The sequence below is a fragment of the Streptomyces sp. NPDC057694 genome (assembly GCF_042799415.1).
GTDB lineage: Bacteria > Actinomycetota > Actinomycetes > Streptomycetales > Streptomycetaceae > Streptomyces.
In genome coordinates, this window is sequence record NZ_JBHVIX010000014.1 from 126,900 (window position 1) to 149,572 (window position 22,673).

The 22,673-nt window shown below is 65.6% G+C and carries 24 protein-coding genes and 2 pseudogenes; 9 read left to right on the plus strand and 17 right to left on the minus strand.

The window, feature by feature from the left end; genetic code table 11:
* Nucleotides 1–32: 32 nt before the first annotated feature.
* Entirely contained in the window at nt 33–713 is a 681-nt protein-coding gene (locus ACFVDP_RS27310) for a DCL family protein (protein ID WP_383494898.1), read from the plus strand.
* A 314-nt stretch (nt 714–1,027) separates the two neighbouring features.
* On the plus strand, nt 1,028–1,573 hold the full coding sequence (locus ACFVDP_RS27315) for a hypothetical protein (RefSeq protein ID WP_383494901.1): 546 nt from the start codon (nt 1,028–1,030) through the stop codon (nt 1,571–1,573).
* Nucleotides 1,574–1,659: 86 nt separating this feature from the next.
* Here the strand turns inward: ACFVDP_RS27315 and ACFVDP_RS27320 are convergent, their stop codons facing one another.
* Nucleotides 1,660–2,079, minus strand: coding sequence for a DUF4259 domain-containing protein (locus tag ACFVDP_RS27320; RefSeq protein WP_383494904.1), 420 nt, complete (start codon nt 2,077–2,079; stop codon nt 1,660–1,662).
* A 61-nt stretch (nt 2,080–2,140) separates the two neighbouring features.
* Nucleotides 2,141–2,332, minus strand: a pseudogene (locus tag ACFVDP_RS27325) (transposase); the annotation flags it as partial.
* 348 nt (nt 2,333–2,680) lie between these two features.
* Here ACFVDP_RS27325 and ACFVDP_RS27330 point away from each other — a divergent pair.
* Entirely contained in the window at nt 2,681–3,028 is a 348-nt protein-coding gene (locus ACFVDP_RS27330; RefSeq protein ID WP_383494907.1) for a DUF6907 domain-containing protein, read from the plus strand.
* Nucleotides 3,029–3,087: 59 nt separating this feature from the next.
* On the opposite strand, the gene ACFVDP_RS27335 is transcribed toward ACFVDP_RS27330, so the two are convergent.
* Nucleotides 3,088–3,513: a hypothetical protein gene (locus ACFVDP_RS27335; RefSeq protein WP_383494910.1), complete on the minus strand. Its 426-nt coding sequence runs from the start codon at nt 3,511–3,513 to the stop codon at nt 3,088–3,090.
* 182 nt (nt 3,514–3,695) lie between these two features.
* On the opposite strand from ACFVDP_RS27335, the gene ACFVDP_RS27340 reads away from it, so the two are divergent.
* The gene (locus ACFVDP_RS27340; RefSeq protein ID WP_383494913.1) at nt 3,696–4,508 is read left to right on the plus strand and encodes a phage antirepressor KilAC domain-containing protein; all 813 of its coding nucleotides are present in this window, start codon (nt 3,696–3,698) and stop codon (nt 4,506–4,508) included.
* Nucleotides 4,509–4,559: 51 nt separating this feature from the next.
* Here ACFVDP_RS27340 and ACFVDP_RS27345 read toward each other — a convergent pair whose 3' ends face one another.
* Nucleotides 4,560–6,017: a pentapeptide repeat-containing protein gene (locus tag ACFVDP_RS27345; protein ID WP_383494916.1), complete on the minus strand. Its 1,458-nt coding sequence runs from the start codon at nt 6,015–6,017 to the stop codon at nt 4,560–4,562.
* Nucleotides 6,018–6,404: 387 nt separating this feature from the next.
* Here ACFVDP_RS27345 and ACFVDP_RS27350 point away from each other — a divergent pair, with 387 nt between their 5' ends.
* Entirely contained in the window at nt 6,405–6,668 is a 264-nt protein-coding gene (locus ACFVDP_RS27350; RefSeq protein ID WP_383494919.1) for a hypothetical protein, read from the plus strand.
* A gap of 178 nt (nt 6,669–6,846) precedes the next feature.
* Here the strand turns inward: ACFVDP_RS27350 and ACFVDP_RS27355 are convergent, their stop codons facing one another.
* From ACFVDP_RS27355 to ACFVDP_RS27410, 12 genes and pseudogenes are all read right to left on the minus strand, one after another.
* A complete protein-coding gene (locus ACFVDP_RS27355) occupies nt 6,847–7,146 on the minus strand; it encodes a hypothetical protein (protein WP_383494922.1) in 300 nt (99 codons plus the stop codon).
* Nucleotides 7,143–7,448: a hypothetical protein gene (locus tag ACFVDP_RS27360; protein WP_383494925.1), complete on the minus strand. Its 306-nt coding sequence runs from the start codon at nt 7,446–7,448 to the stop codon at nt 7,143–7,145. Before ACFVDP_RS27360 ends, ACFVDP_RS27355 begins: the two co-directional genes overlap by 4 nt.
* 179 nt (nt 7,449–7,627) lie before the next feature.
* Nucleotides 7,628–8,395 carry a transposase gene (locus tag ACFVDP_RS27365; protein WP_383494928.1) on the minus strand — a complete coding sequence of 256 codons (768 nt, stop codon included), beginning with the start codon at nt 8,393–8,395 and terminating at the stop codon, nt 7,628–7,630.
* Between the two features lie 43 nt (nt 8,396–8,438).
* Nucleotides 8,439–9,218, minus strand: coding sequence for a phosphotransferase (locus ACFVDP_RS27370; RefSeq protein ID WP_383494931.1), 780 nt, complete (start codon nt 9,216–9,218; stop codon nt 8,439–8,441).
* 177 nt (nt 9,219–9,395) lie between these two features.
* A pseudogene (locus ACFVDP_RS27375) lies at nt 9,396–9,975 on the minus strand (transposase family protein).
* A gap of 261 nt (nt 9,976–10,236) precedes the next feature.
* Nucleotides 10,237–10,986: a formyltransferase family protein gene (locus ACFVDP_RS27380; RefSeq protein WP_383494934.1), complete on the minus strand. Its 750-nt coding sequence runs from the start codon at nt 10,984–10,986 to the stop codon at nt 10,237–10,239.
* Between the two features lie 20 nt (nt 10,987–11,006).
* Complete coding sequence (locus ACFVDP_RS27385) at nt 11,007–12,320, minus strand: MFS transporter (protein ID WP_383494937.1); 1,314 nt, start codon at nt 12,318–12,320, stop codon at nt 11,007–11,009.
* Entirely contained in the window at nt 12,317–13,642 is a 1,326-nt protein-coding gene (locus ACFVDP_RS27390) for a hypothetical protein (protein WP_383494940.1), read from the minus strand. The genes ACFVDP_RS27385 and ACFVDP_RS27390 overlap by 4 nt, the downstream gene beginning before the upstream one ends.
* Before the next feature lie 40 nt (nt 13,643–13,682).
* Nucleotides 13,683–15,005 carry a hypothetical protein gene (locus ACFVDP_RS27395; RefSeq protein ID WP_383494943.1) on the minus strand — a complete coding sequence of 441 codons (1,323 nt, stop codon included), beginning with the start codon at nt 15,003–15,005 and terminating at the stop codon, nt 13,683–13,685.
* Between the two features lie 10 nt (nt 15,006–15,015).
* A complete protein-coding gene (locus ACFVDP_RS27400; protein WP_383495175.1) occupies nt 15,016–16,029 on the minus strand; it encodes an ornithine cyclodeaminase family protein in 1,014 nt (337 codons plus the stop codon).
* 5 nt (nt 16,030–16,034) lie between these two features.
* Entirely contained in the window at nt 16,035–17,297 is a 1,263-nt protein-coding gene (locus tag ACFVDP_RS27405; RefSeq protein ID WP_383494946.1) for an MFS transporter, read from the minus strand.
* Nucleotides 17,294–18,304, minus strand: a complete 1,011-nt coding sequence (locus ACFVDP_RS27410; protein ID WP_383494949.1) for an iron-containing redox enzyme family protein — start codon at nt 18,302–18,304, stop codon at nt 17,294–17,296. Before ACFVDP_RS27410 ends, ACFVDP_RS27405 begins: the two co-directional genes overlap by 4 nt.
* A 420-nt stretch (nt 18,305–18,724) precedes the next feature.
* Between ACFVDP_RS27410 and ACFVDP_RS27415 the strand changes: the two genes are divergently transcribed.
* Together ACFVDP_RS27415 and ACFVDP_RS27420 are read left to right on the plus strand one after the other, a co-directional pair.
* Nucleotides 18,725–19,180: a hypothetical protein gene (locus ACFVDP_RS27415; protein ID WP_383494952.1), complete on the plus strand. Its 456-nt coding sequence runs from the start codon at nt 18,725–18,727 to the stop codon at nt 19,178–19,180.
* A 195-nt stretch (nt 19,181–19,375) separates the two neighbouring features.
* Nucleotides 19,376–19,597, plus strand: a complete 222-nt coding sequence (locus tag ACFVDP_RS27420) for a hypothetical protein (RefSeq protein WP_383494955.1) — start codon at nt 19,376–19,378, stop codon at nt 19,595–19,597.
* Between the two features lie 198 nt (nt 19,598–19,795).
* Here ACFVDP_RS27420 and ACFVDP_RS27425 read toward each other — a convergent pair whose 3' ends face one another.
* Complete coding sequence (locus ACFVDP_RS27425; RefSeq protein ID WP_383494958.1) at nt 19,796–21,043, minus strand: endonuclease domain-containing protein; 1,248 nt, start codon at nt 21,041–21,043, stop codon at nt 19,796–19,798.
* Between the two features lie 87 nt (nt 21,044–21,130).
* Here ACFVDP_RS27425 and ACFVDP_RS27430 point away from each other — a divergent pair, with 87 nt between their 5' ends.
* Nucleotides 21,131–21,352 carry a hypothetical protein gene (locus tag ACFVDP_RS27430; RefSeq protein WP_383494961.1) on the plus strand — a complete coding sequence of 74 codons (222 nt, stop codon included), beginning with the start codon at nt 21,131–21,133 and terminating at the stop codon, nt 21,350–21,352.
* Nucleotides 21,353–21,389: 37 nt separating this feature from the next.
* Nucleotides 21,390–22,553, plus strand: a complete 1,164-nt coding sequence (locus ACFVDP_RS27435) for a hypothetical protein (protein ID WP_383494964.1) — start codon at nt 21,390–21,392, stop codon at nt 22,551–22,553.
* Nucleotides 22,554–22,673: the final 120 nt, after the last annotated feature.

Sequence of the window (22,673 nt, forward strand, 5' to 3'; positions counted from 1 at the left end):
AGACGAATACCGCCGAGCAACGGAGCCCGTTCATGCCCCGAGGTATCACCATCGGCACGACTCACTACCGCACGAAGGAAGCCGTCCGGGACGTCTGCCGCGGCATCGTTCGCCGCTATGGCACCAATGGCGAGGTCACCCAGCCTGACGACGACGAGTTCCTGCGCCACCTCCTTGAACGTCACCCCGAGTACGACCTCAAGCGAGGTGCGGGCATCGCGCACTTCCGCATCATCGCCCACACCGACCACGGCCGAAAGAGTGTCGGGCTTGCCCTTGTACGGCTCGACGGTCAAGTGGCCGACTTCTCGTGGAACGCGTGTCTGACGCCGCTCAGCCACCGCACCCAGGTACTCGCCGCCCTGCGACATGCGATTGACGATCAGATAGCAGCTGTACGGAGCACCATTCTCAACTCACCACGGAGACCTGTCTGCGAGGTCACCGGCGCCCCCATCCCGTCTGCTGCCGAGCTGCACATCGACCACGCGGAGCCGACATTCCAAGCTCTCGCTGAAGAGTTCACCGACGCCAACGGCGGAGTGGAGGCCTTTCGGATCTTGCCTGACTCTGGATCTGGCGTGACCTACATCGAGCTGGAAGACAAGGCTCTTGAGGCGCGTTGGCAGGAGCACCATCGAGAACGAGCCACGCTGCGGCCCGTGCTGAAGCGCGTCAACCTGTCCGATCTACGACGCACGCAGCGGCGTTGATGCGAACCTGGGCATCAGTGGAGGCCGATCTCCCCGCTGTGGTTGTATCGGTATCTGGTGCACGCACCGGGCGTAGGCGTGTCCTTAGCGGTGTTGCTGCCGCCGACACACGCGTGGGTAGGCGCGGCGACCCTCATAGCCACTGCCGAGCGTGAATCTGGGCGTGCAGGCCCAGGAGCCATGACCTGCTACACGGAGCCCCCGTCCACCTCGGTCAGGGCGAATTCGAAGCTGTCTTGACCCCGCGGTCCCTCTTCGTGAGGGTGATGGCGTCGACGTTGTGGCATGTCTCATCGACGTGATGACGAGAATGTGTGGTGGCCGGTCTTTTTATTGGGGGCGTGGTAGGCGTTGCGGCGTTGGTGGTGTCGGTGGTGGCGCTGGGGATGTCCGGATGGGCGTCGTTGCGGCAGTTGAGATTGGCGCAGCATGCCAACACACTGCCCGTGCTGGTGGATCTCTTCCGTGAGCATCGAAGCGCCCGTCTGGCCGGGGCACGGCAGTTCGTGGATGAGCGGCTGCCGGGCTGCGATCTGTCGGCGGGTCTGGACGGGGTACCGGAAGCTCAGCGGGAGTTGGTTCGCGAGCTGGCCTGGTTCCATGACAACCTGGGCGCCCTGGTCGCGCATGGTGTGGTGGACATCGAGCCTGTCTCCGGGTACCTGGGCGGGTCGGTGGTCTCGGTGTGGGAAGGGATACGGCCGCTGGTGGAGGCGGAGCGGGCCAAGAGAGCGGGGAACACCATGCCGGATCCGAACCGCTGGCAGGAATACTTCGAGAACCTCTACCACCTGGTCCGTGAAATCCCCGCGGACCAAGCTCGTGCGCGTACCCAACTGTGGCGCCTCCGGCGCCCATGATGCGCGACGCGGTGCTGCTCCAGGCGTTCACACCTCCCTGGCTTTGTTCATGAGAACGGGCTCTGGTCCACTTCTTGGTGGCGCGGCTACTGATTGTGGCCGAGTGGTCCCAGGGCCTCCGTGATCCGTTGGACTTCGTGGCGCCACTGAGCGGCGTCGGCACTGTCCACCCAGCCGGTCAGCATTTCTGATCCGTCTTGGAGTACACGCTGCAGAGCGAGAGCGGCTGCTGCACGGAGAGCCGACGGCAGCTGCGGCAGAGGTTCTCTGGGGCCATCATCAGGGTCGATCACAATCCCGCTGCCCGGGATTGTGCTGGCAACGAGAGCTGCGGCGGCCACCGCTTGGTTGCCGTCGCCGCCATCCACGCGTGCTCCGGAATCCGTGACTCGCTGGAGTGCTCGCTCGAGCACTTCGATGACCTTCTGAGGGCTCAGTCCCTCGAGTTCATCAACGAAGTCGGCAGCGAGATCGCTGTCGAATGGACCTGTTCCCCACGTCCCCATGCACGGCTCCTGGTAGCGCTCTCGCGGACGACGCCAGCATTTCAGCAGCCACTGACAACGCTCACGAGGCCAAGAGGACTCGTATGCGAAGGAGTTCGAATCCTGCCCGGCCGAACATCTGCCGCTTGAGCATCTTGATCCGGTTGACGTGGCCTTCGACGACACCCGAGTTCCACGGCTGCGTTTGACCGGCGATGACCGCATCGAGGTCGCGTTCGAGGTGCTGGGCGAACCGGCTGAGACTGGGCGTATCGCATAGCTGCGGCATACCGCAGACACCGACCAGCGTCACTACCGACAACACCTCGGAGAGGTCAGTAGGAGTTTGGCTATGGAGGTTTCGGCGGGAGTCGTTTCGACGCGTCGACGGATGTCACTTGGTTGCCCTGACCATGAACCGCGATGAGACCGGATGTCACCTCAAGTGGCAGCGCTGCCTGCGGGGATGCAATCGCAGTGACTCCCGCTCTCAGTGACATTGATCTTGGGCGGCGCCCGTAGCCGACTCCCGCTTCCATCGCGGAACGACATCCGCAGGGACCTGCACAGCCAGGAGTTCTTAAGTGCACCCGACCCCGCGCCTCGTCTCCGCCCGGCGCTGGTGAACGGCCAGCGCTGCGCCGTGTACTGCCCGTCGTTCTGTGTCACGGACCACGTCGCCGAGAACGAGCGCCATCTGGTCGACGTGACGCACGAGTCGACCGTGCTGGATCTGCTCGTCCCCCGCCAGGACGGTTCGGTGCAGCTGCTCGCGACGGCGCGGGTCATGGCGTCCGACGCGGGTTCTGAGGACGAGCGCCGGCCAATTATCGCCGTGGACTTCGAGGACGTGGACAGCCTGTATCTGCTGCCGTCTGAGGTGGATGCGGTGGCTGAGCGTGTGGCGGCGTTCGAGGGCTGGCTGCGGGCGCTCGGCAAAGTGGCCGCCGACGGCGCCATCGCCGTCTAGTCCCACGCGAGAGCGCCCCCACCCGGGACGAGGGTGGGGACGCTCTCGCGTTGCCTGCGTCAGAGGATGCCGCGATCCCGGAGTTCCTGGAGGACGCGTTCGTTCAGCTCGAGGATTTCGCTGGCCGTCAGGCTGCCCTTGGTTGCCATGGCGGCGCTGGCGACTGCATCACCGACAGACCGTTCAAGATCCCCCTTGGGGATGCGATGGATCCTCGATCCGGAGTCGTCGCTCGCGGCCGTCGACGGGATCGGGTCTTCGCCGACGGTGATTCGCTCGCAACTGCCGACAGCCCAGTCGAGGGTGCGATCCATCGCGCTGTAGGTGGTCGCGCGGACCAACCGGGCGTCCTCGACCCTCCTCCAGGTGTCCTTGCTGATACCTGCGAGCTTGGCGGCGGGCTCGATGCCCAGCTGAAGCTCGACCCGCCGTTCGCGGACGAGCTTCGCGAGCCGCTCGAGGTCGGCGGCGATGAAGGCTGTCATGACACCTAGTGTGCCAACTCCGACGAGATTACGCTACTTATCTAGCCGGAGTTAGCGGATTCTATGGTGATCTAGCCGCCGAAAGGGCTACTCTCAAACGCGGCGAGCCCGCCCTGTACTTGGCGGTCCGGGGCGGGCCCAGTCGATCAATCCCTGCTGCGTCCAAACAGATAGGACTGACCATGACCATGGTCCCACCCGAAGGCACTTCCCTGTTCGACGGGCTCCGGCGAGTCCGTCCGGACGACCTTGAGTACTGGTCGGCGCGCGACCTGATGCCGTTCCTCGGCTACTCCCGCTGGGAGAACTTCCTAGAGACCATCGAGCAGGCGCGCGCTGTCATCGCTGCCGAGCAAGGAGGCGAAGCGGCCCGTTCTCAGATTGGCGACAGCACGAAGATCACGAGGAACGCGCGCGGCCAGAACCGCAGCGTCGCGGACCTTGACCTCTCCCGCTATGCCGCGTACCTGACGGCGATGGCGGGCGACTCCCGCAAGCCAGAGATCCGGTCTGCCCTCGTGTACTTCGCGGTGAAGACCCGTGAGGCCGAGGTTCGCCAGCCGGCCCCCGCCCTCCCCCAGGACTACGAGGAGGCGCTGGTTCACCTGCTGGGCAAGGTCCGGGAGAACAAGCAGCTGGAGTCCCGCGTCAAGGAGTTGGACCCGTCGGCGCAGGCCTGGGATGTACTGGCCTCGGCGGACGGCGACTTCTCGCTGCGGGATGCCGCCTACATCCTGAACCGCGACGAAGCGATCTCGACGGGCCAGAACCGTCTGCTGCGCACCATTCGGGACTTCGGGATGGTGGACCGCAACGACGTGCCCTACGCGAAGCACGCCGCGCACCTCGTCGAGCGGCCGACGTCGTACTCGCACCCGAGGACGAAGGAGCAGGTGCTGTCGAAGCAGCTGCGGGTGACGGTTCAGGGGCTGCGGTATCTGCACCGCCGACTGGGCGGCGAGGGGCCGCCTCATCTGGGGCAGGACGCCGCCTGACGCGCAACGACGCCCCCGTAGTCGGTCGGCTACGGGGGCGTGGCGCTGAGGCTAGGCGTTCTCGGTGTCCGGACCCGCCTCAGGCTCTTCCCATGACGGGAACCCCAAACCGGCTTCGCGGGCTTCTTCGCAGTCGTTGATTCGTTCTTGCACCCAGGGATCTGCGGCGATGTCGGCGGGCAGTCCGGTTGATTCGAAGATGCGGGCTTGGCAGATCTGCGAGACCTTGAGTCCTTTCGCTTCACTCAGGTCGGCACCCATCAGCCAGGCGTCGGTGAGGTCGGCGCGTTCGAGGACAGCACCCCTGAACCGCGATCCCTCGAGGTTTGACAGGGCGAGTGATGCGTCGCTTAGGTCTGCATCGACGAAATTGGCCGCCTCCAGCGTCACCCGCTCGAGGTGGGCATTGACCAGGGTGCTTTCGACGAAGTTGGTGCCGGTTCCCTTGGCGCCGGGTAGCCAGGCGTCCGTCAGGTCAGACCTGCGAAACATAGTCCCGCCGAGGGTGGCCTCCTCGAGGTGCGCCCCTGTCATCGTCGCGTCCGCGAAGGTGGCGAAGGATAGTCGGGCTTCGTGGAACCGGGTGCCGTCTAGGGATGCACCGTTCAGCCGCGCATGGTTTCCGCTCACGGTACTGAGGTCGGCTCCCTTCAGCTGGGCGGTGGTCATCTTGGCCTTGGTGAGGTCTCCTCCGGCGAGGTTGATCGGTTGCTCTTCGTCCTTTGGTGGACGACGCGCCAGGACGGCGCAGGCAGCCTGGCGATCATCGAGGGAAGGCCTTCTTGAGGAGGAGAACACGGGGCCGTCTCCAGCCCTCACGGGCGGTGGGGGTTCCTCGTATGGGCCAGTTCTGATGAACGCAGCTAGCACTTCGACGATTGTCTCGTGGTCTTTTGTGCTGTCGAACATGATTCGTTCTAGGGCGTAGATTCCACCGAGTCGCTCGTGGAGCTTGCTGGAGGCGAGCAGCTTGATCGCCTCGACGTAGCGGCCGGTGACCTGTCCGTCCCGGGCGATCCGGGCTTGGTCCTGGTCTCGCCTCTGCGCTTCAGAGAGTGTGGTTTCGAACTGCTCCTGGCTCTTGGTGAATTGGTCTTGTGCGTGCTTGAACTGGTCTCGTTCGAGCCGGTGTTTCTCGCGAGTGTAGTAGAGGGTGACGCCGGCGATGAGTCCAGCGGCGAGGGCGACGAGCCCGGTGCGGAAGCCTGTAATGACGACGCCGTCGGCGGGGCCGAGGTTGGTCTTGCGGATGTGGAGGCTGTCGAACCACCAGGGGCCCTGCCAGAAGAGCAAGACGAACATGGCGATGCCGGCTGCGCCGCCGAGAACGGATCGGATGAGTCGCCGCTGGGTGTGGGCTGCGACCTGTTCGGGGTTGTCTTTGTCGGGCTCGGTGCGGTCGCGGTAGGCCAGCACAAGGACGACGGCGAGGGCGAGGCTCGCGAGGGTGAAGCCGCCGACGGGGAGCCACCACGTGGTGGTGCTGGCGGCGAGTGGTGCGGTGTTCATGCCCGGCATGTTGTCCGCCTACGGGTGGCAGCATGCGGTGAACGGGGAAGTCCAGAGCAGGAGTTGAGGTTGCCGGCTGGTGGTCGTCCTCTAGCGGCAGGGATCTGGGCTGGCGACAATCGATCCATGGGGGACAGTTCGATTTGGATTGCTGCCTTGACTGCCGCGACGGCTATCGGGGCTAGTTGGGTAACGAGTCGTGGGGGTTTGCGGGCGGCGCGGGAGCAGGCCCAGCTGGGGGCTGTGGCTCGGTTGAGTTCGCTGCGTGTGGAGTCTCGCCGGGCGTCGTATATCGAGGTGGTGAACCGGGCGCACGACATGGGGGCGTTGTATCGGGAGCTGCCGCCGGTCTTTGCTATGCGGGCGGGGCCGGAGAAGGAGGCGGCTGTGTCTGCTCAGGCAGCGGGGCTTCGGGCGGCTTTTGGGCCGTTCACTCGGGCTTGCGACGTGATGATCGTTGATGGTGGCCACTCTGTGGCGGCCGCGGTTGAAGAGGTGTTCAAGCGGTCCCGCGAGGTCTACATGTGCTTGTTGAGCGCGTCTGCGGATGCATCGGCGGGGACGATCTATGAGGTGGCGATCCGGGCGTATTGGGATGCGGTGAACGCTTTGGTGTGGGCGATGCATCGTGAGGCCGCCCAGGGCGCTTGAGGTGGCGCCTGCACTCCCGGCGCCCTACTGCCCGCCGGCCTGCCGCAGCGCGGGGATGTACTCGGGGTCGACCCAGCCCATGGCGCGCTCCTCTCGCCGCGTTCAGCGTCCTCCCGCGGGCGGGAACATCGCAACGCCCCGCGGCCCGGTGTCGGTGTCGGGCGGCGGGGGCGTCGTGTCAGGCCCCGCCGAGCGGGTTGGTGATCTCGACGACGGTGACGGTGACCGTGTCGTCGTTGATGACGACGGTGACGGTGACCGTGTCGTCGTTGATGACCACGACGACGATGAGCCGGCTGAGTCCCGCGCTGCGCATGCGGACGGGACTGTCGGGGACTTCGAGGCCATAGGCGTCGGTGATCTGTTCGGCTTCGTCGGGGAGCCGGTCTAAGAGGGCGATGAGCTCGGCTTGGTCGCCCACCGGGAGCGCGGCGATCTGTCGCCGGATGCCGGGTGGGATGACGAGCTCGTAGGTCACGCCGCGTTAGTCTGCCGCTTCCCTACGTTGTCGCGCAGCTGGTTGAGGAAGTCGCTGGTGCCGCCGTCGTCCGCGTATTCGGGGGGTAGCTCGCCGCCGTGGTCGCGCGCGTGCTCGAGGATGCCGTCGAGGCGCGGGACGGTCTCGTCACGCCAGTGCTCGACGAAGCGCTGCCAGCGGGCGAGAACGGCCGGCAGGTCGGGCAGCGGGGTGAGGTTGACCTCGCGGAGGAATGTCTGCCGGGTGTCCGCGGCGGGGATCGCGTGGGCGATGGCGTCGATGGTCCACGGCTGCTCGCTCATCGGGGCCTCCTCGCACCGGCCGATCATTGCCGCATCATGAGTTATGGGATAAGAGCGTAGCGCTTGCCCGGCCGGATAGCTGGTCGGCCGGGCAAGCTGCAGGTCAGACCTAAGGGTTGTCCCGTAACTGATCTTGGAGTTGGCAGGGGTGGCTGTCAGCTGCCGCGCGGCCTTCCTGCCTATCCGGCAAGGGCGAGGTTGTGCAGACGGGCAATGCCGAGCATGGCGTGTTGGACTCCGTCGCCTTTGAGGCGGCAGTCGCGCAGAATCTTCCAGCTCTTCATCCTCGCGAAGGTGTGCTCGACGCGGGCACGAACCTGCTTGTGGGAGCGATTGTGCTGCTTCTTCCAGTCCGGAAGCTCTTCGCCTTTGCGGCGGCGGTGCGGGATGATCAGCCCGGTGCCCCGGTAGCCGCCGTCGGCGATCGTCATCGTGTTGCCGACGGCGGCCTTGGCGCCGGATTCCTCCCAGCCGCGGGAGTCGTGCCGGTTGCCCGGCAGGGGGCGGCCGACCACCACGACCAGGCGGGTGTCAGCGTCGATGACCACCTGATGAGCCGTTGAATAGCGATAGTTCTTCGATTGCTCGGCAACCGTGTGGTCGCGTGTGGGCACCAAGGTGCCGTCGACGACGAGGACGGTGTCCTTGCGGAATCGCTTGCGTGGTTGGAACGCAAGCAGTGACTCGAGGTGGTCGATGATTCGGCCCGCTGCCGACTTCGAGATGCCGAACAGCGGGGCGATCTGGCGCAACGTCAAGTTCGTCCGCCAGTAGGCCGCGACCAGCAGGATCCGGTCCTCAACTGGGTGCCCCCAGGGGCGCCCGCGTTGGAGTTCGGCAGCCGTCTCGCGCCGCACTGCAGTCACCAACTTGCCGAAGCAGCGTGGGCTCAGCCCGGAAAATGGGGTTACCCAGGAGGGCTCTGACGCCGTGATCACACCAGCCACACGAAGATCATCTCATCCGTGGTCCACGGGCTGGAGAAGGTTTTCACCTGGGCCCAGTGCCCAAGAGTGCCTGGCGCTCCGAGCGGATCCAGCACTGCTCGGCCAGCATCTCGGCCGCGTCACCGCGGGCGAGGAAGGTCGCCCATGGCTCGGTGCCTTGCCTCCCGAGGCGTTCGATGCGCGCGGCCTCGCGGGACTGGAGGGCGTCCAGCGCCTCGATCACGGCTCCGGGCTGTTCCCCGTAAGCAGTGCAGAGCGTATGAAGGCGGTCCTGCAGGATGTCGGAGCCAGTGACCGATGCCCGTCGCTGCTGTTCCACGGGCCGCAGTGGGACTGCGTACCAGGCGAGCTGGGCCAAGTCGTCAATGGCCTGCCCGGGGGCTGCGAAGTCCCAGTCGATGAAGCCGATGAGCCGGCCACCGTCCCAGATCGAGTTCCACGGTCCGAGGTCTCCGTGTCGGATCACCATGCCTGGCTGCCACGCTTCTTCCTGGCCCTGCCAGTGGGCATCAGCAGGCGGCCGGAAGGTCCGGACGGCATCGTGATACTCCCGCAGCCAGCGGCCCAACTCGGCAACTCCACGTGAGGAGCGCAAGGTTTCCGGCCAGGGCGTGAATGCGGGCTCGCCAACGAGCAGCGACAGCACCTCGTTGGTGCCGTCGGTGCCCAACGCGCGGGGAGCCCGACTGAAGCCCACCGCTTCCAGGTGGCTCAGGAGGGCGTGTACGGCAGGTGTCCACGTGCCTGTCGGCCTTCGGATCGTCGCGCCGATCCGTCGCACTGTCGTGACACTGCCGCGGTCTGTGGAGCCGTCCTCAATCACTCGGCCAGCGTAGTCCGGCTGTCTGAGCAGGCGCCTTGAATATCAGCGCGCCGGACCTGCGTCCCACGTCCGGATGACAACAGGTATGGCCGTGACGCCAGTTACGGGACAGCTCTTAAAGGGTGTTGCACAAGTCCGTGTTCGGGCAGGTCGGGGCCCGTGACCGCAGTTCTCTGGTCATGATGCGAGGGCCAGGTTGTGCATCTGGGCGACGGCCTGGACCGCGTGATGGAGGCCGTCGCCGCGCTGCCGGCAGTCACGGAGGATCTTGTAGTTCTTCATCCGGCCGATCACGTGCTCCACACGGGCACGGACTTTGCGGTGGGCGGCATTGTCGGCCTCTTCGCCCGGCAGCAGGGCCCGTCGGGGGCGTTTGCGGTGCGGCACGACCATGCCGCAGTTGAGGTAGGCGCCGTCGCCGAGCGGTCACGCCCTGGCAGTGCTCGGCCAGGCCGGACGCGCGCCAGGCGTGCGCGTCCGCGGTGGTGCCCGGCACCGGCCGGGCGGCGGCGATCACGAGGCGAGTGTCGGCATCCACGATGACCTGCACGTTCGCCGAGAACCGGTAGTTGCGTGAGGACGAGCCGACGCGCCGGTCACGGACCGGCAGCAGGGTGCCGTCCACGATCCACAGCCGATCCGTCGCAGCGACCGGCCGGGAAACCGGCGCGAGGGCCAGCAGCCGCCCGAACTGCTCCAGCGACAGCCCCGTGAACGTCTCCACCCACACACGATCAGCCCTCAACACCCCAGCCATACAGCCGAGATGCCCAATTCGCAGCCTTGTGCAACACCCTTTAGAGGAGTTTCAGCCCGCGACCTTCTGCCTTCAGGGTCGCTCTCGCAACCGCCGGGGCGAACCCTCGGTACCCAGTGATCAAGAAGCGGTTCAACTCGACGAGTTCCAGGTCCATCGGGCAAGGGCCGACCAAAGTCCTTCTCCCGGCCCGTCGGGCCGGGAGAACCGCCGACCAGTACGACGACGGGTGGCCGTGACAGAGAAAGGGGTCAGGGCGTGTCAGCGGCTGTGCAGCATCTTCGTGGCCAGGGCTCGAATCTCAGGTGATGCTTCCCGGAATGTCAGGCGCCGGTCATCGGGCTGTTCAGTCAACGTCGCGGTTCCCCGCGTGAGGCGGCGTAGGGCCTCCACGAGTACCTTTCCGCAGAGTTCGTTCAGGTCCAGGATGAGACGGGGCAAGGTTGTTCCCCGGGGCAGCTCGTATTTCTCTACGTGCATGACAGGCCCCCGGTCGACGCGAGAGTCGATCAGGTGGACTGTGGCTCCCTGAGGAAGCCCATGGATCACGGCCCAGATGTAGGGGTTGTTGCCCCGTACGTCTGGCAGGAAGCCGGGATGTACGTTGACGATGCCGTACGGCACGCTGTCGATGATGTAAGGCTTCAGGATGCGGGTGTCGCCCAGCACCACCAGGTCCACCGTGGCCTCCTGCAGCGCCTCTTTCGCGGCCGATCCGTTGTGATCCGGCACCAGTTCGTAGCGGATGCAGTGCTCTTCGCACACCTCCCGCGTGGCGGGCGGTGCCATAAATCCTGTCAGCTGGCTGAGCTCTGCGAGCTGTGAAGCGCGGCCGGCCTCCGCCAGGCCGGAGTCCTCCTCCACGACCATGGCGGGGCGGAAGCCTGCTGCAAGGAGTTGTTGCAGCATCAGCGTGCCCCGTGGATGGTCCTTGAGGTTGAGGTAGACAAACCGCAGGCTTTCAGGAGAGTCACAGCTGGGCAGGCTGAAGGGCTGTTCTGTGGGGTACATGGTCTTCTTTCGATCGTTGGTCAGGTGCCTTGAGGGTCGTTGCGGGTGGCGGAGGGAGGGGGGCTCCCCGGCGTTGCTGCCTGGGTCGCAGATGCGGCAGCTGTGTCCTGTTTCCCCGTAGGCCGAGTGGCCTGGTTCCTCTTCTCGGCCAGAGCGCTGATCCCGGTCAGGAGGAGCGCCGCGGCGCCCGCGAGCAGGAGCACAGTGGGGGCCGAGCCGTGCGTCAGAAGGACTCCTGTGGCCATCGCGCTGACGCCGAAGCCGAGTCCGCTGGCCGCGTAGAGGGCTGAGAATCCGGCCGAGTCCAGGCCGGGAGGGAGCACTTCGCGCATGGACAGATTGCGTGCGGTGAGTACGGGGGCGTACAGGAGGCCGGCGAGTAGGAGCAAGGGGATGATGCCGGGCAGTCCGGCGGGGGCGACCAGGGCGATCGCGGGAACCACCAGGGACACCACCGCCATGAGCAGCAGGCTTTGTGAGCGGTAGCTGAACGGCCAGGTCCGTGCGCCGTAGATCAGTCCTCCGACGAGCGCGGCGAGTGCGAAGCCCAGCAGTAGTGGTCCTGCCAGCGACACGGACAGACCCGTGTGATCGAGGAGGGGCGCCATGGTGACTTCGACGGTTGCCGCGAGATAGGAAACGGCCGCGCTCGTCGCGTAGATGGGCCACGCCCGCAGCAAGGTTCGCACTGGACTGGAGCTGGCGACCTGCCCGCGGAGTGACCCGTCAGGCCCATGCGGGTGCTGAGTACGAGTCGGCTCGCGCTCAGTCAGACGGAAGGTGATCAGTGTTGCTGCCAGCAGTGCTGCTGCGGTGACCACCATGGGTGCTCTGCCGTCGATCCCGAGTGCGAGGACGGTGGCCAAGGCCGGAGCAGTGGCATACACGGTCTGGTGGATCACGGATTCCCAACCGAGCGCAGCCTGGGCGTCCTGAGGGTGCAACTGGGACAGAAGAAGGCTGCGCAATCCGCCCTGGAGACCCGAGGTGGAGGCTCCGGCCAGGCCGGCCAGGCCGAGCATCACCGGTGTGGGGGCTTCGCGAACGAGCAGTGCTATCAACAGAAACGCTGCGCCAGCGGTGACAAGCGAGTATCGGACTTCACGCAGCATTCCGGGGCGGTCAAGCCGTGAGCCCAGGATGGGGGCGGCGATGGTCTCGCACAGGGTGCAACTCGCCGCCATCCAGGCTCCGGTGGCGTAGTCGCCGGTTGTGGTCTTGGTGAGTAGGACGAAGCTGAGAGGCCCGGCTGCGACGGGAAAGCGAGTGAGAGCTCGTAGGACGCTCCAAGGCCACACCGCCGGATGCCGGAACAGGGCGGCGTAACGTTTCATCGACCGGTGGTGTCAGGAAAGTGAATCGGGGCGCAGACCGCGTGGCGGCCCAAGTGGGCCTTGCGGCTGGTATTGACGAAGGTTGCGTGGCCTCCGAGCAGGCGTGGCCCGTCCTGCTCCCGGCTGAAGATGGGGCCGAGGCGCAGGCGGGCTCGCGGCATTGTGCACAGCCTGCGATGCCTGGGGTGCAGGAACGCGGTGTCGAAGCGATCGCTGTCCACCAGCTCGCTCACGATGTACCTCACGCCGGACACTTGTGGCCGGCCGGGCACACTGCCGGTGCGCACTGCGTCGACTGCCTGTCGCCAGCGAGCCGCGGAGCTCTCTCCGAAGTGCACGCCGCGGCTGCCCCAGGTGTACTGCGGGTGACCGGGAGACTCTGCCACCTTGAGAACCTTCTTCTTCCTCGACTGATGCAGGAACTCTTCTTCCGGCTCGGTGAGCGGTGAACTCAACAGATTCGTGCGCGGCATGGCCATCCGCACGGCGGCCAGGAGTTCCTTGCCCATGCCTGAGGCGAGTTCCTGTTCGATGTCGTCGCTCCAGCAGAGGGCCAGCAGGGCCTTCATGCCGTAGCCCTGGAAGAGCGGGTTGGTGATGCGGTCGCTGCCGCGAACGATGCGCTCGCGGGTGTCAGGTGGGTACTGGATGAGGTCCTTCGTGTAACAGAAGCGCCAGCCGTGGCGACCGTCGTCACGGAAGGCCGAGAAGAAGTCGATCGTCACATCCTGGTCGAACTCCTCCTTCATGCGTCGGCGGACCAGATCCATTTCGGACTGGTACGAGGGGAGTTGGTCGTCGAGCCAGATCCGAGTGATGTCACGCGCGGCGAACGCCTCGAAGAGCGGCGAGGCACTCACTCCGTAGGCGCTCTCGAAGGCATGGGTTTTGCCCACGTTGCCGATGAGTTCTTCGAGCTCGGTCACCATGGGCTGGTTGTTCTGGACAACCACGTCGAGCCGGAAGAGTTCCAGTCCCCGGGACAGGTCAAGGCCCTTCAGGTCGTCCGGAAGCCCGATGTCCAGATGGTCCCGAACGGTCGGGTTTCCCTGGGAGTAGAGCTGTTGGACCGTGTCGGCCAAGGCAAAGATTCCCTGGCCCAACCGTTCGATCCGGGCTGCCAGGGCGCCGTCCGGAGCGAAGGGTTGCGCGGCGACGAGCCAGGGGACCTCGCCGTCCCGCACGCCTTCGAAACTGACCCCCGCGGCCAGTAGTGCCTCTTCGGCTTCAAGGGCTGCGGAGAGGTTCTGCGTATCGTCAGCCGGCCGGTATTGGACGCCATCCAGATCGCGGAGGATCTCCTTCTTGTCTGTCTCCAGCATGTGTGGTGCGGTCCTTTCCTGCGCATGGCGCTGCAGCACTTCAGGCGGGTATGACATTGGCGTAGGTCGCGTACTGAAGGATCTTGAGTTGGGTGAGCCAGTCCTCTCCGGCTACGGCCCACATCAAGAGGGGGTAGTGCCAGGTTGCGAGGTCCTTGAGCGTCTCGGCTGCAGCCCATCGGTTCCACAGATCCTGCTGTCCGACGGCCGGCTGCCCGGCCCGGAGCAGTGCCTCGGCGAGGTCCTCCAGGGGTGCCGTGGCACGTCCCCCGACGAACGGCCGGAACAGTTCGTGGACCACAACCTCGACACGACAACCGGCCAGCGCCTGCAGCCAGTTGGTCTCGTAGAACGTCTGGCTGGATCCGGAGTCCAGCTCCTGATAGGCCATCGCGCGTGCTCGGATCGTCGATCTGGAGGCGGTGGCCACGGGCAAGGCCATGTTGGTCACGCCCTCCATCGCGAGGATCTTCGGCGCGATGATCTGGTGCCGGTCTATGGAGGTGTCGTGGTCCATGGGCAGACGGCGGCCGTCGCGCAGGTCAACCACGTAGTAGGGCAGCGGATGGTCCGGGCTGAGAGTGCGGCTCCCCTGGAGCCGGGCCGCGTTGTCGTAGGTGCTGATGGCGTAAGGATCGCCGCTTCGAAAGAGCGGCAGCAGCTTCCCTCCGTCGCCTGTCAGCAGGTCGCGGGCTGCGGAAAGCACCGTGGATCGGGCCCCCACCAGATTCAGTGCCCTGCTCATACAGGTCCGGAAGTAGTCGAGCAGGGTGCGCTCGGCGTCCGGATCCGGATCCGGCATGAGGTAACGCAAGCGGCGCAGGGCGGGGCCCCGGTCCTGCCCGCGCGGCAGGGTGCACACCACTGCTTCTTCGTGACGCCTGATGATCTCGGAAATCCCCTCCGCAGCGTCCGAGAGAGGAACGGCGGTGATGGCACGGTCTGGTCCGGCCAGACTCCACAGCCCGTGCGCTCGTGAGGTCGTGCGCAGGAAGCGCGGAACGTTGGTGCCGCGCGCTCTGGCCAGTTGCGCCAGGGGGATGACACGATCCAGGCCCGCGTAGTCGGCGCGTGCCAGCTGCGGGTACAACAACCCGTCAGGGCAAAATGCAGACAGGGGACGACAGTTCGTCCACCCCTTCTTGCTCATCGTTTCCTTGCGGACCACGCGAAAGATCGGATCTTCTTCGTTGCCGCGCTCCACGCCCGCATTGTCGATGTCATCGATGACATACGTGCCAGCCCCGCGGAAGGCGAAGGCGATCGCAAGCGACACGGTCCACGGACTCTGGTAGAGCGCGGTGGGCGGGAAGTCCGTCGGCGAAACCGCCGTGAGTGCCCAGGTTTCACTTTCCGCTGCCATGTTGCCTCCCTCAGGGCTGAGGTGCCGCCGCAGGCGGATCCTGCTGCGAGCCCACGAAGTCGAAGTGAGTCCCCACCGCGGACCTGCCCGCCGCCCGATAGGCATGCCACGCCAGGGCCAGATCGAGGAACGGCAGACCAGCCGGCGCGTACACGGTGATCTCCTGAGCGCTGCGCCGTCCTGTGTGCCGGCCTGCCAGTACGTTCCCCAGGGTGCCTACGGTCTGCGGATCAACACCTGAGGCCCGCAGAACGCCCCCGGACTCCGTCAGTCCGATGTCGTCCACGAACAGCCGGGAGGCACGGACCAGGTCCGTCGCCAGCTCCCGCTTTTCCGGCTCGTCGTGGCCCAAAGACGTAATGTGCCTGCCGTCCGGCACGTCTGCCCGATCGAGCAGAGGAGTGCGTGACCAGGTGGCCATCACAGTGGTCTGCGCCACGGCCACGGTCTCCGCGGGAGTGCCCACGACAATGGAGGGGGTGCCCAGTGCCGCCCACTCCCGGGCCAAGCGCCGTGCTGCGGCCGGGCGTTCATCGTGAATAGCCAACTTGTCGAAACCTGTCAGATGGTGCAGAGCGCGCAGGGTGAGACGGGCCTGCTCGCCTGCTCCGATCACTCCGACGGTCCGCTCGGGGCTCTTGTCCGGCTGGGCGAGTTCGGCGGTGCCCAGGGCGGCGGACAGCCCGGTACGCCACGCCGTCACCGTGCCGGAATCGAGAACAGCCAGCAGCTGTCCGGTCTGTAGGTCGTGCAGACAGATCACACCCGAGATCGCCGGCACGGAGGCGGGGTACTTCGCATTCACCTTCACCGTGTAGGCAGGCACACCCGGGAGCAGGCCGGGGAATACGGCAGCGATTCGTCCGGGGGCCGGCAGGTCATGCTGCACTCGCCGGGCCGTCGAGGACGGGCGTTCGTCATCCGCGTGGCGAGCCGCATCGATCAGGGACTGCCGGAGGGTTGCCAAACCAGAGGGAACGTCGAGGAGTTGGTGCAGTTCGGCCGCACCCAGGAGCAAGGTCATCTGCTTCACATCGCTGTTGTCTTGCGGCTGACCGCCGACCAGGCGATCACCATGGTTCCGAGGACGCACACCGTCAGACCCGCCACAAGCAAGGCGGTGTCCACGGCCAGGATTCCGTTCAAGAGAAGGTAAGAGACGACACTGCCGAGAAACGCCCCGCCGAAGGCGATGGCCCGGCATGCGCCGGAGACCCGGCCCAAGAAGCCGGGAGGCACATGAGCTTGGCGCATGGCCCGCCAATAGACCGTGTACACGAGCATCGCGGACACGAAGGACGCCTGCGCACAGGCAATCAGCAGGACGGAGTCGCTCAACGCCACGACCATGACCGAGAGCCCCTGCGCGGTTGTGGACACGCCCATGACGGTCATGAACCCCCGAGATGGAGCCTTCCAGGACAGGAGCAGCGCCACAGCCAACGAGACGGCTCCGGCACATGCCATCACCAGACCTACGGTGCTGCTGGATGCATGCACCTGGTCACGAAGCCGGTAGACGACCAGCGGTTCGTAGGCTCCGAACACCACATTGATGACCGTGCTCAGGGCTACCCCCACCTGCAGCGAGCTGCGGCCCTTCAGGAGATGCCGAAGTCCGGCCTTCAGGGCGGTGCCAAAGCTGCTCGAGGGGGTCTTCCCGAAAGCTGCCGCACTCCGAGTCCTGGCTTGCATGGAGTGGAGCGCGAGGAAGGCTCCGATGAACGAGAGAGCGTTCACCAGGAGTGCGTATTGCGGCGCCACGTGCCCCAGCAGCACTCCTGCCGCTGCCGGCCCAGCAACCACGCATACGGTTCGGGACGCCTCGGTCATCGCATTGGCACGGGACAGGCCTGCGGGTTCCACATACAGGGGAATTGAACTGTCGAAGGCCGCAGCGGCAACGGGGGCGGTCGCGCCCAGCAGGACAGCTGTCGCGGCCAGTCCGACCAGGTGGACTCCCGTGAGGCCGAAGACCACGCACGCCGTGAGGAGGGTGAGCGCCGAGCACAGGTAGCTGACGCGAAGAATCTTCACTCGCTCAGCACGATCCGCCACGACCCCGCCCAACACGCCCATGACCACTTGGGGAAGCAGCGAACACGCGTAAAGCAGCGACATCGTCCCCGCTGAGGCGCCTGCCTGGTAGGCAATCAAGGGAACGGCGAGCGTATAGAACTCGTCTCCCGCGACATTGACCGTGTAGGCAGTCCACAGTCGGACGAACGGCCCGGAAGTCAGCTTCCGAGGATCTTTCGCGGGTGGCGCCTGAGCGTCGGCGATTTCACTCACAGGCTGAAGTAGTCGACCTTCAGTCGCGGAATGTAGTTCGACACATCCGAGTAGTAGAGGATTATCCCGTCGTTGTACTGGTCGAACGAGTGCTTGAGGTCGTGGAGGTTGTTCACCGCTCGATGCGCTTGAGGGGCAGGAATGTGGGTGCGGTGTTCCAGGGCCTCTTCGAGAAGGCCGGTGTGATTCGCCTTCACGTCCTCGGCAACATGGGAGACCAGCGGGGACAAGCAATTCTTGGGGTACCCGTATTCTTCGGCGAGGCGCTGGAGCATCTCGGCGCCTTCGAGGGTCTCTGTCCCGCGGGCTTCGAAAAGCTTGGTGCACGCGAGGTAGCCGAGAGTGTCTTCGCGAGCTATTTCGCAGAGGTTGTTAATCCAGGACCACGTTCCGATGACGGGGTGTGCGTTCTCTACCTCTTCCTTCGACAGTCCCATATTCACAAGACTGTCCCGGGCCATCCAGGCGTGGTCGTACTCCTCGGCGAGGTATTCCGAGAGCAGTCGCTTCCAGTGAGGGTCCGTGCAGTGTGCGATCGCCGTGGAGATGTGCCTGCTGGCGGAGTTGATGTAGTGGTACGTCTCCATGATCAAGCCCAGGAAGACCTCCCGTCGGAAGCCCTTGTTCTCCAGCCCGGACCAGAGTCGGTGGTAGCCGATCTGCTCGGTCCACATCGCCGTGGACTTGTCGATCTGCTGCAGGAAAACGTCAGCGGGGATCTTCTCCAGCGAGGCGTCTTCCTGGCGGAGAAGTTTCTGGTCCGCGAAGCTCTGCACGATTCCTTGGACATCCGAAGTGGCGACGCCGGTTATCTTGGCGATCTCCTCGATGCTGTGACGCCCGTCGAGATAGCGCTTCAGATTGAGGAAGTCCTTGAGTTCCGCACCATGCTGCTCGAGCTCGAAATGCTGATCACCCACGATCATCAGCACTTTCCCCTGGTTCGGGACGAAGAACGTACAGTGGCGAAGCTGAGGCTTTTGCTCCACATCCAACGAAAGCGCCATGACCAGACCCTTCAGACAGATTTATGACGGACCGAGAAGGCGCGGGAGGCGCTTAAGCAACCTCCCGCGCCGGTTCACCGCTTCCCCTGAGGGTCAGCCACAGAGAACAGCGCCGGCGACCTTGCTCATGGCGGGCTTCTTGACGGGCTTGATGGTGATGGACATGTTCAACACCTCTCTGTCGGATCCCGAATAACCGCCAGGCAATTTCCTGGCGACCCGACTGATGTTGCATCACATGATCCGCCATGTACATGTACACCGAAACCTTTGGCCCGAGGTGCGGTCTTGACGGACGTGGTACCGCAAGCGGCCCCCAAACTCGGATGTCAGTTGCGGTGGCCGGTTTCAACGGGTGCCGCCCCTCCGTGGTGTCCGCGTCATGGGGGGTGCCCCTATGAGTTTGGTCAAGGGGGATGGGTGCTGGGTTCGGGCGTCTGGAACGATGTGCCTGTGCATGCTGATGATCAGGTTGGGGAGGGTGTCTCTGCGGAGTTCGCGGCGTTTCTCCGGAACGCTGTCGACGGCCGTCCGGTGAAGATCGTTCCTTCCGTCTGCGGCGGGTGTGGCGGGCGCGTGTTCTTCGTGCTCGTTGACGATGTCGAGGGCGGAGCCGAGCGGGTATGCACTGGTTGTGGCAGTCGCGCGTTCATCGCCGATAGCGGGGAGTTCTGGGAGGACGCGGATCCTGGCGAGGCTTGTTGCCCGTGCGGGAGCGAGGAGTTCGAGACAGCAGTCGCGTTCTCGCTCTCTGGCGACGGGTCGGTCCGCTGGGTGACCGTTGGGCTGCGGTGCCAGAAGGACGGCGCCGCGGGGGTCTATGCCGACTGGAGGATCGACTACGGGCCCACGGATCACCTTCTGACCATGTTCTAGGTCTGCGGAGCGGCTGCCCGAACAGGCCGCGGTTCATGCAAGGTTCCGACGCGGAGCATCGCCAACAATGGCGGCGGCGATGGCGTGGTCGGACACCAGGACGATCTCGTCCACCAGCGGGCAGGCCCTCAACGCCGGCCACCAGCTCTCCGCCCTCGGCCTCGGCCAAGACCTGGCCGGTGAGGTCGACACCCTGTGACCCGCGAGATCAAGCGCGGCGAGATCTGGACCCTCACCGACGGCCGCGACGTCCTTGTCATCACCCTCACCGGCCTCGACGCCGCGTACGGTGCCGTCCTCGCGATCGTGCTGCACTCGCCGGGCCGCTACCCCGACACCGCCATGTCGGTCGAGATCACCGACCCGGTCCCCTGCACCGCCGTCGCCGTCAACATCCAGCAACTCGCCACGACCTGATTCGCTAACGCCACGCTGCGCGGAGCCGTCGCACCCGAGGTCATGAACCGCGTGGACGCAGCCCTGCGCGCCGTCCTCGACCTCTGAGTGCCCGTACGCGATCCGGACTGCGAGACCGCGACGACCGTCGTCGTGGCGGGCCGGCCACACACCAACCCCGATAAGTGCTGCTGGCCAGGTGGTGCCGTCGATCCTCGCTCATGGACCTTTCCGGGAGGGCTGGATCTCCCGCTCGGCGAGCGTCGCGTCGACGAAGGCTCGCACAAGGGCGTGCACCTCGGACACAGTGACGCTCTTCGTCCAGTTGCTGTTCTTGGCGTGCCAGCCGAAGCACTCCAACTGAAACTGGTGGACACCGTGCAGGTACTCCACCTCGCGGGCGAACGGCCGTCGGCGGCACCGTCCGTGCCGCTCGGTCTGTTCCAGGTGCGCCAGGACCACGCCCAGGTGGAAGCGGCGCGGCAGGATTCGCTGCTCGAGGCATCCGCGGCACTCCAGCAAATGGAGTGCGGCGCCATCGAGTTGGAGGAAGCGCTCCGGTGTGGCCTTGCACTCGCGGGTGTTGCAGCTGCCGCACAGCGGTCCGCGAACGTAGCCGTGCCCATGGCAGTGATCCCATGCGGATGCCTGGCTCTCCTTGCACAGGCAGCACAGATAGTCGTCGGCCCGAGTGCGGCGTCTGCGGGGCGACTCGTACTGCACGCCACGCAAGTGGCCGGCGTAGGACTGGAGGGCTGCGCCGGAACACGGTGGGCATTTGGTGACGTAGCCGCTGCTGGTCGAGGTCCGCCAGCCGCCCCGGTACGGCCCCTGCCCGCCGCAGGACGAGCAGACCTGGGCCAACCTCACCAGCTCGTCCTCCCGCTCTTCCCAGCGGTCCAGGAGCTCGACATAGGCGCGGGGCAGAAGCCACTTCTGCCCCGACCAGGTCAGCAGCTCAAGCGGGCGGGTGCCGGCCAGATTCTGCGTGTGCCGGTAGCGGCTGCTGGCGGCGACGAACTCCTCCCACGTCAGATCCCCGGGCAGCCCGTTCACCCCGACCTGCCGCCAGTCGTCGGTCCACTCCGCGTACGGGACCCCGTCGTGAGCTTTGTGACGAGCCAGCCCGAACATCCACGACACCAGCACGCTCCGCCAGTCGGCGCCCTGCCGCTGCTGAGTGTCATCGTCTGCGCTATCGCGGTAGGCGGGCAGTTGGACGTCCACGATGTCGACCAGGTCCACGCGCAGCTCCGCGAATGTCTGCCCGACTCGCCGGATGTCCCGGTCGTCGTACATCCAGCGCGCCTTGTGTTTGTAGCAGCGCACCGCTATGTCGCCGAAGAAGACGTGGCCATGGTGCGCCAGTCCCGGCATGTGGAGCAGCTCGTCAGGGTCCGCCGGCACCGTGGCGCTCTGCGTCAGGTCCGTGAAGAGGGAGCGTGCGCGCTCCCGGCCAATGAGCATGGCCAGATGGTGACAGCGGCCACTGACAACGCGCTCCGTGCTCCGTTCAGCCGCTCTGAACACGAGCCTTTGTGGATACTGGCCGACATGGCAGAGCGCTCTGATTCCCAGCACGTCGTCACCTACCGGGCGCCCGTCGGCTCGGTCGACCTCAGGGCATTCGACGATGACGGCAACTCCTACGAGATCCGTCCGTGTCACGACTGCCTGCCCTGGCACGCCGAGGTCGTGAAAGTGGAAGGGGAAGTCCTCGTGCGGGAATGGCATGCCGTGGACTGTCCGCAGTTTCAGGACCTCATCCGAGACTGAGACGACAATTCGCCGCTCAGGACCATGACTGCACCGGATGAGTGATGATGGCGCGGTGAGTGTGGACCTGAGCAACTATGAACTCCTCTGGCCGCATGAGCTGTTCGCCTCTGAAGGCCAGCGCATCCTTCGTGCCTCGGATCGCACCTCAGCCTCCTCCTGGGTAGAGCGGGCTGCCTGGCTCATCACCGAGGCTCTGGCCGGCACCACCGCGGTGGCGGACTTCGAAGAGCTGCCGGATGAACCCCGACCCCGCTCCGACGCCCTCTGGTCGTCCACGCCTGCGGGCGGGGACACCCGGGGCGATATGAGCAAGCGGGAGTGGTTCACCGGCCTGGTCAACGGGGCGGACAAGCTGCGTTACGCGGCAGCCCCGCGCCCTTACTGGCCGCAGCGCCACGGCAGCGGCCTGTCTCACGACGGCAGCACAGCACGGGACACACGGCGCGACTTCGCCCGCCTCATCACAGGCTTTGAGACCAACGGCTACCTGGCGGAGATGTTCGGCGAGGCGTGCGTAGATGATGACAGCGAACTCCCCAATGCCTCTGAGGTGATCGAACTGCGACTGGGCATCCCTGGCCTGTGGCCGCTGGCTCCGGAAACCTGGGACGAAGAGACCTTCTACGGGCTGATCGAGGTGTTCCACGACCTGGTCAGCCGTCCCCGCATACGCAGCTACCATCCTTTCGACAGCTGCGGATGGCATCACCGGGAGTTCCACAACGGCCCGGCCCGCATCCTGTATCGGTGGAAGGTCAACCAGCTCCTGCGCTCGGCGGGCATCGAGTACGAACTCGCCGCAGAGGGGGAGGACCTCGGGCGCCTGGTCGCGGTCACCGACGATGCCCGCAGCCAGCTGGTGCACCGCGCCCTCAATGAAGGCCCCGCCGACATCGCCGGCAGCGTGCGCCACGCCATCGCCCTCTTTCGAGGACGCGACACATCCGCTGAGAGCAAACGATCGGCGATCTTCAACCTCGGCCGCATCCTCGAGGCTCGCCGCGCGCTGCTCAAAGCAGAGCTCTTCACGAAGGACGAAGGGGCCCTCTTCCAGATCGCTAACGGCTTCGACCTGCGGCACAGCAACGCCGGTCAGCACCGCGAGTACAACGAGGCGTTCCTGGATTGGATCTTCTGGTGGTACCTCGCCACAGTAGAGCTCACCAACCGCCTGGTCGGTTCGCAAGGCTCTGCCTGACTCCTCTCCACTCACGCGGTCGGCTACGGGCTCTGCGCACACCGCGCCGCTGTTCAGGGCGCGTTGTAAGTGGCCTGCTCTAGCGTCTGAACTCGGTTGTGGTGATCCGATGGGTGCGGG

What these genes read in the sequence shown, in the direction of transcription:
- ACFVDP_RS27310 (WP_383494898.1), top strand. Translation starts at nt 33, where the DNA reads ATGCCCCGAGGTATCACCATCGGCACGACTCACTACCGCACGAAGGAA.
- ACFVDP_RS27320 (WP_383494904.1), bottom strand. Translation starts at nt 2,079, where the DNA reads ATGGGGACGTGGGGAACAGGTCCATTCGACAGCGATCTCGCTGCCGAC.
- ACFVDP_RS27335 (WP_383494910.1), bottom strand. Translation starts at nt 3,513, where the DNA reads ATGACAGCCTTCATCGCCGCCGACCTCGAGCGGCTCGCGAAGCTCGTC.
- ACFVDP_RS27340 (WP_383494913.1), top strand. Translation starts at nt 3,696, where the DNA reads ATGACCATGGTCCCACCCGAAGGCACTTCCCTGTTCGACGGGCTCCGG.
- ACFVDP_RS27345 (WP_383494916.1), bottom strand. Translation starts at nt 6,017, where the DNA reads ATGAACACCGCACCACTCGCCGCCAGCACCACCACGTGGTGGCTCCCC.
- ACFVDP_RS27360 (WP_383494925.1), bottom strand. Translation starts at nt 7,448, where the DNA reads ATGAGCGAGCAGCCGTGGACCATCGACGCCATCGCCCACGCGATCCCC.
- ACFVDP_RS27380 (WP_383494934.1), bottom strand. Translation starts at nt 10,986, where the DNA reads ATGTACCCCACAGAACAGCCCTTCAGCCTGCCCAGCTGTGACTCTCCT.
- ACFVDP_RS27385 (WP_383494937.1), bottom strand. Translation starts at nt 12,320, where the DNA reads ATGAAACGTTACGCCGCCCTGTTCCGGCATCCGGCGGTGTGGCCTTGG.
- ACFVDP_RS27390 (WP_383494940.1), bottom strand. Translation starts at nt 13,642, where the DNA reads ATGCTGGAGACAGACAAGAAGGAGATCCTCCGCGATCTGGATGGCGTC.
- ACFVDP_RS27395 (WP_383494943.1), bottom strand. Translation starts at nt 15,005, where the DNA reads ATGGCAGCGGAAAGTGAAACCTGGGCACTCACGGCGGTTTCGCCGACG.
- ACFVDP_RS27400 (WP_383495175.1), bottom strand. Translation starts at nt 16,029, where the DNA reads ATGACCTTGCTCCTGGGTGCGGCCGAACTGCACCAACTCCTCGACGTT.
- ACFVDP_RS27410 (WP_383494949.1), bottom strand. Translation starts at nt 18,304, where the DNA reads ATGGCGCTTTCGTTGGATGTGGAGCAAAAGCCTCAGCTTCGCCACTGT.
- ACFVDP_RS27425 (WP_383494958.1), bottom strand. Translation starts at nt 21,043, where the DNA reads ATGCTCATTGGCCGGGAGCGCGCACGCTCCCTCTTCACGGACCTGACG.
- ACFVDP_RS27430 (WP_383494961.1), top strand. Translation starts at nt 21,131, where the DNA reads ATGGCAGAGCGCTCTGATTCCCAGCACGTCGTCACCTACCGGGCGCCC.
- ACFVDP_RS27435 (WP_383494964.1), top strand. Translation starts at nt 21,390, where the DNA reads ATGAGTGATGATGGCGCGGTGAGTGTGGACCTGAGCAACTATGAACTC.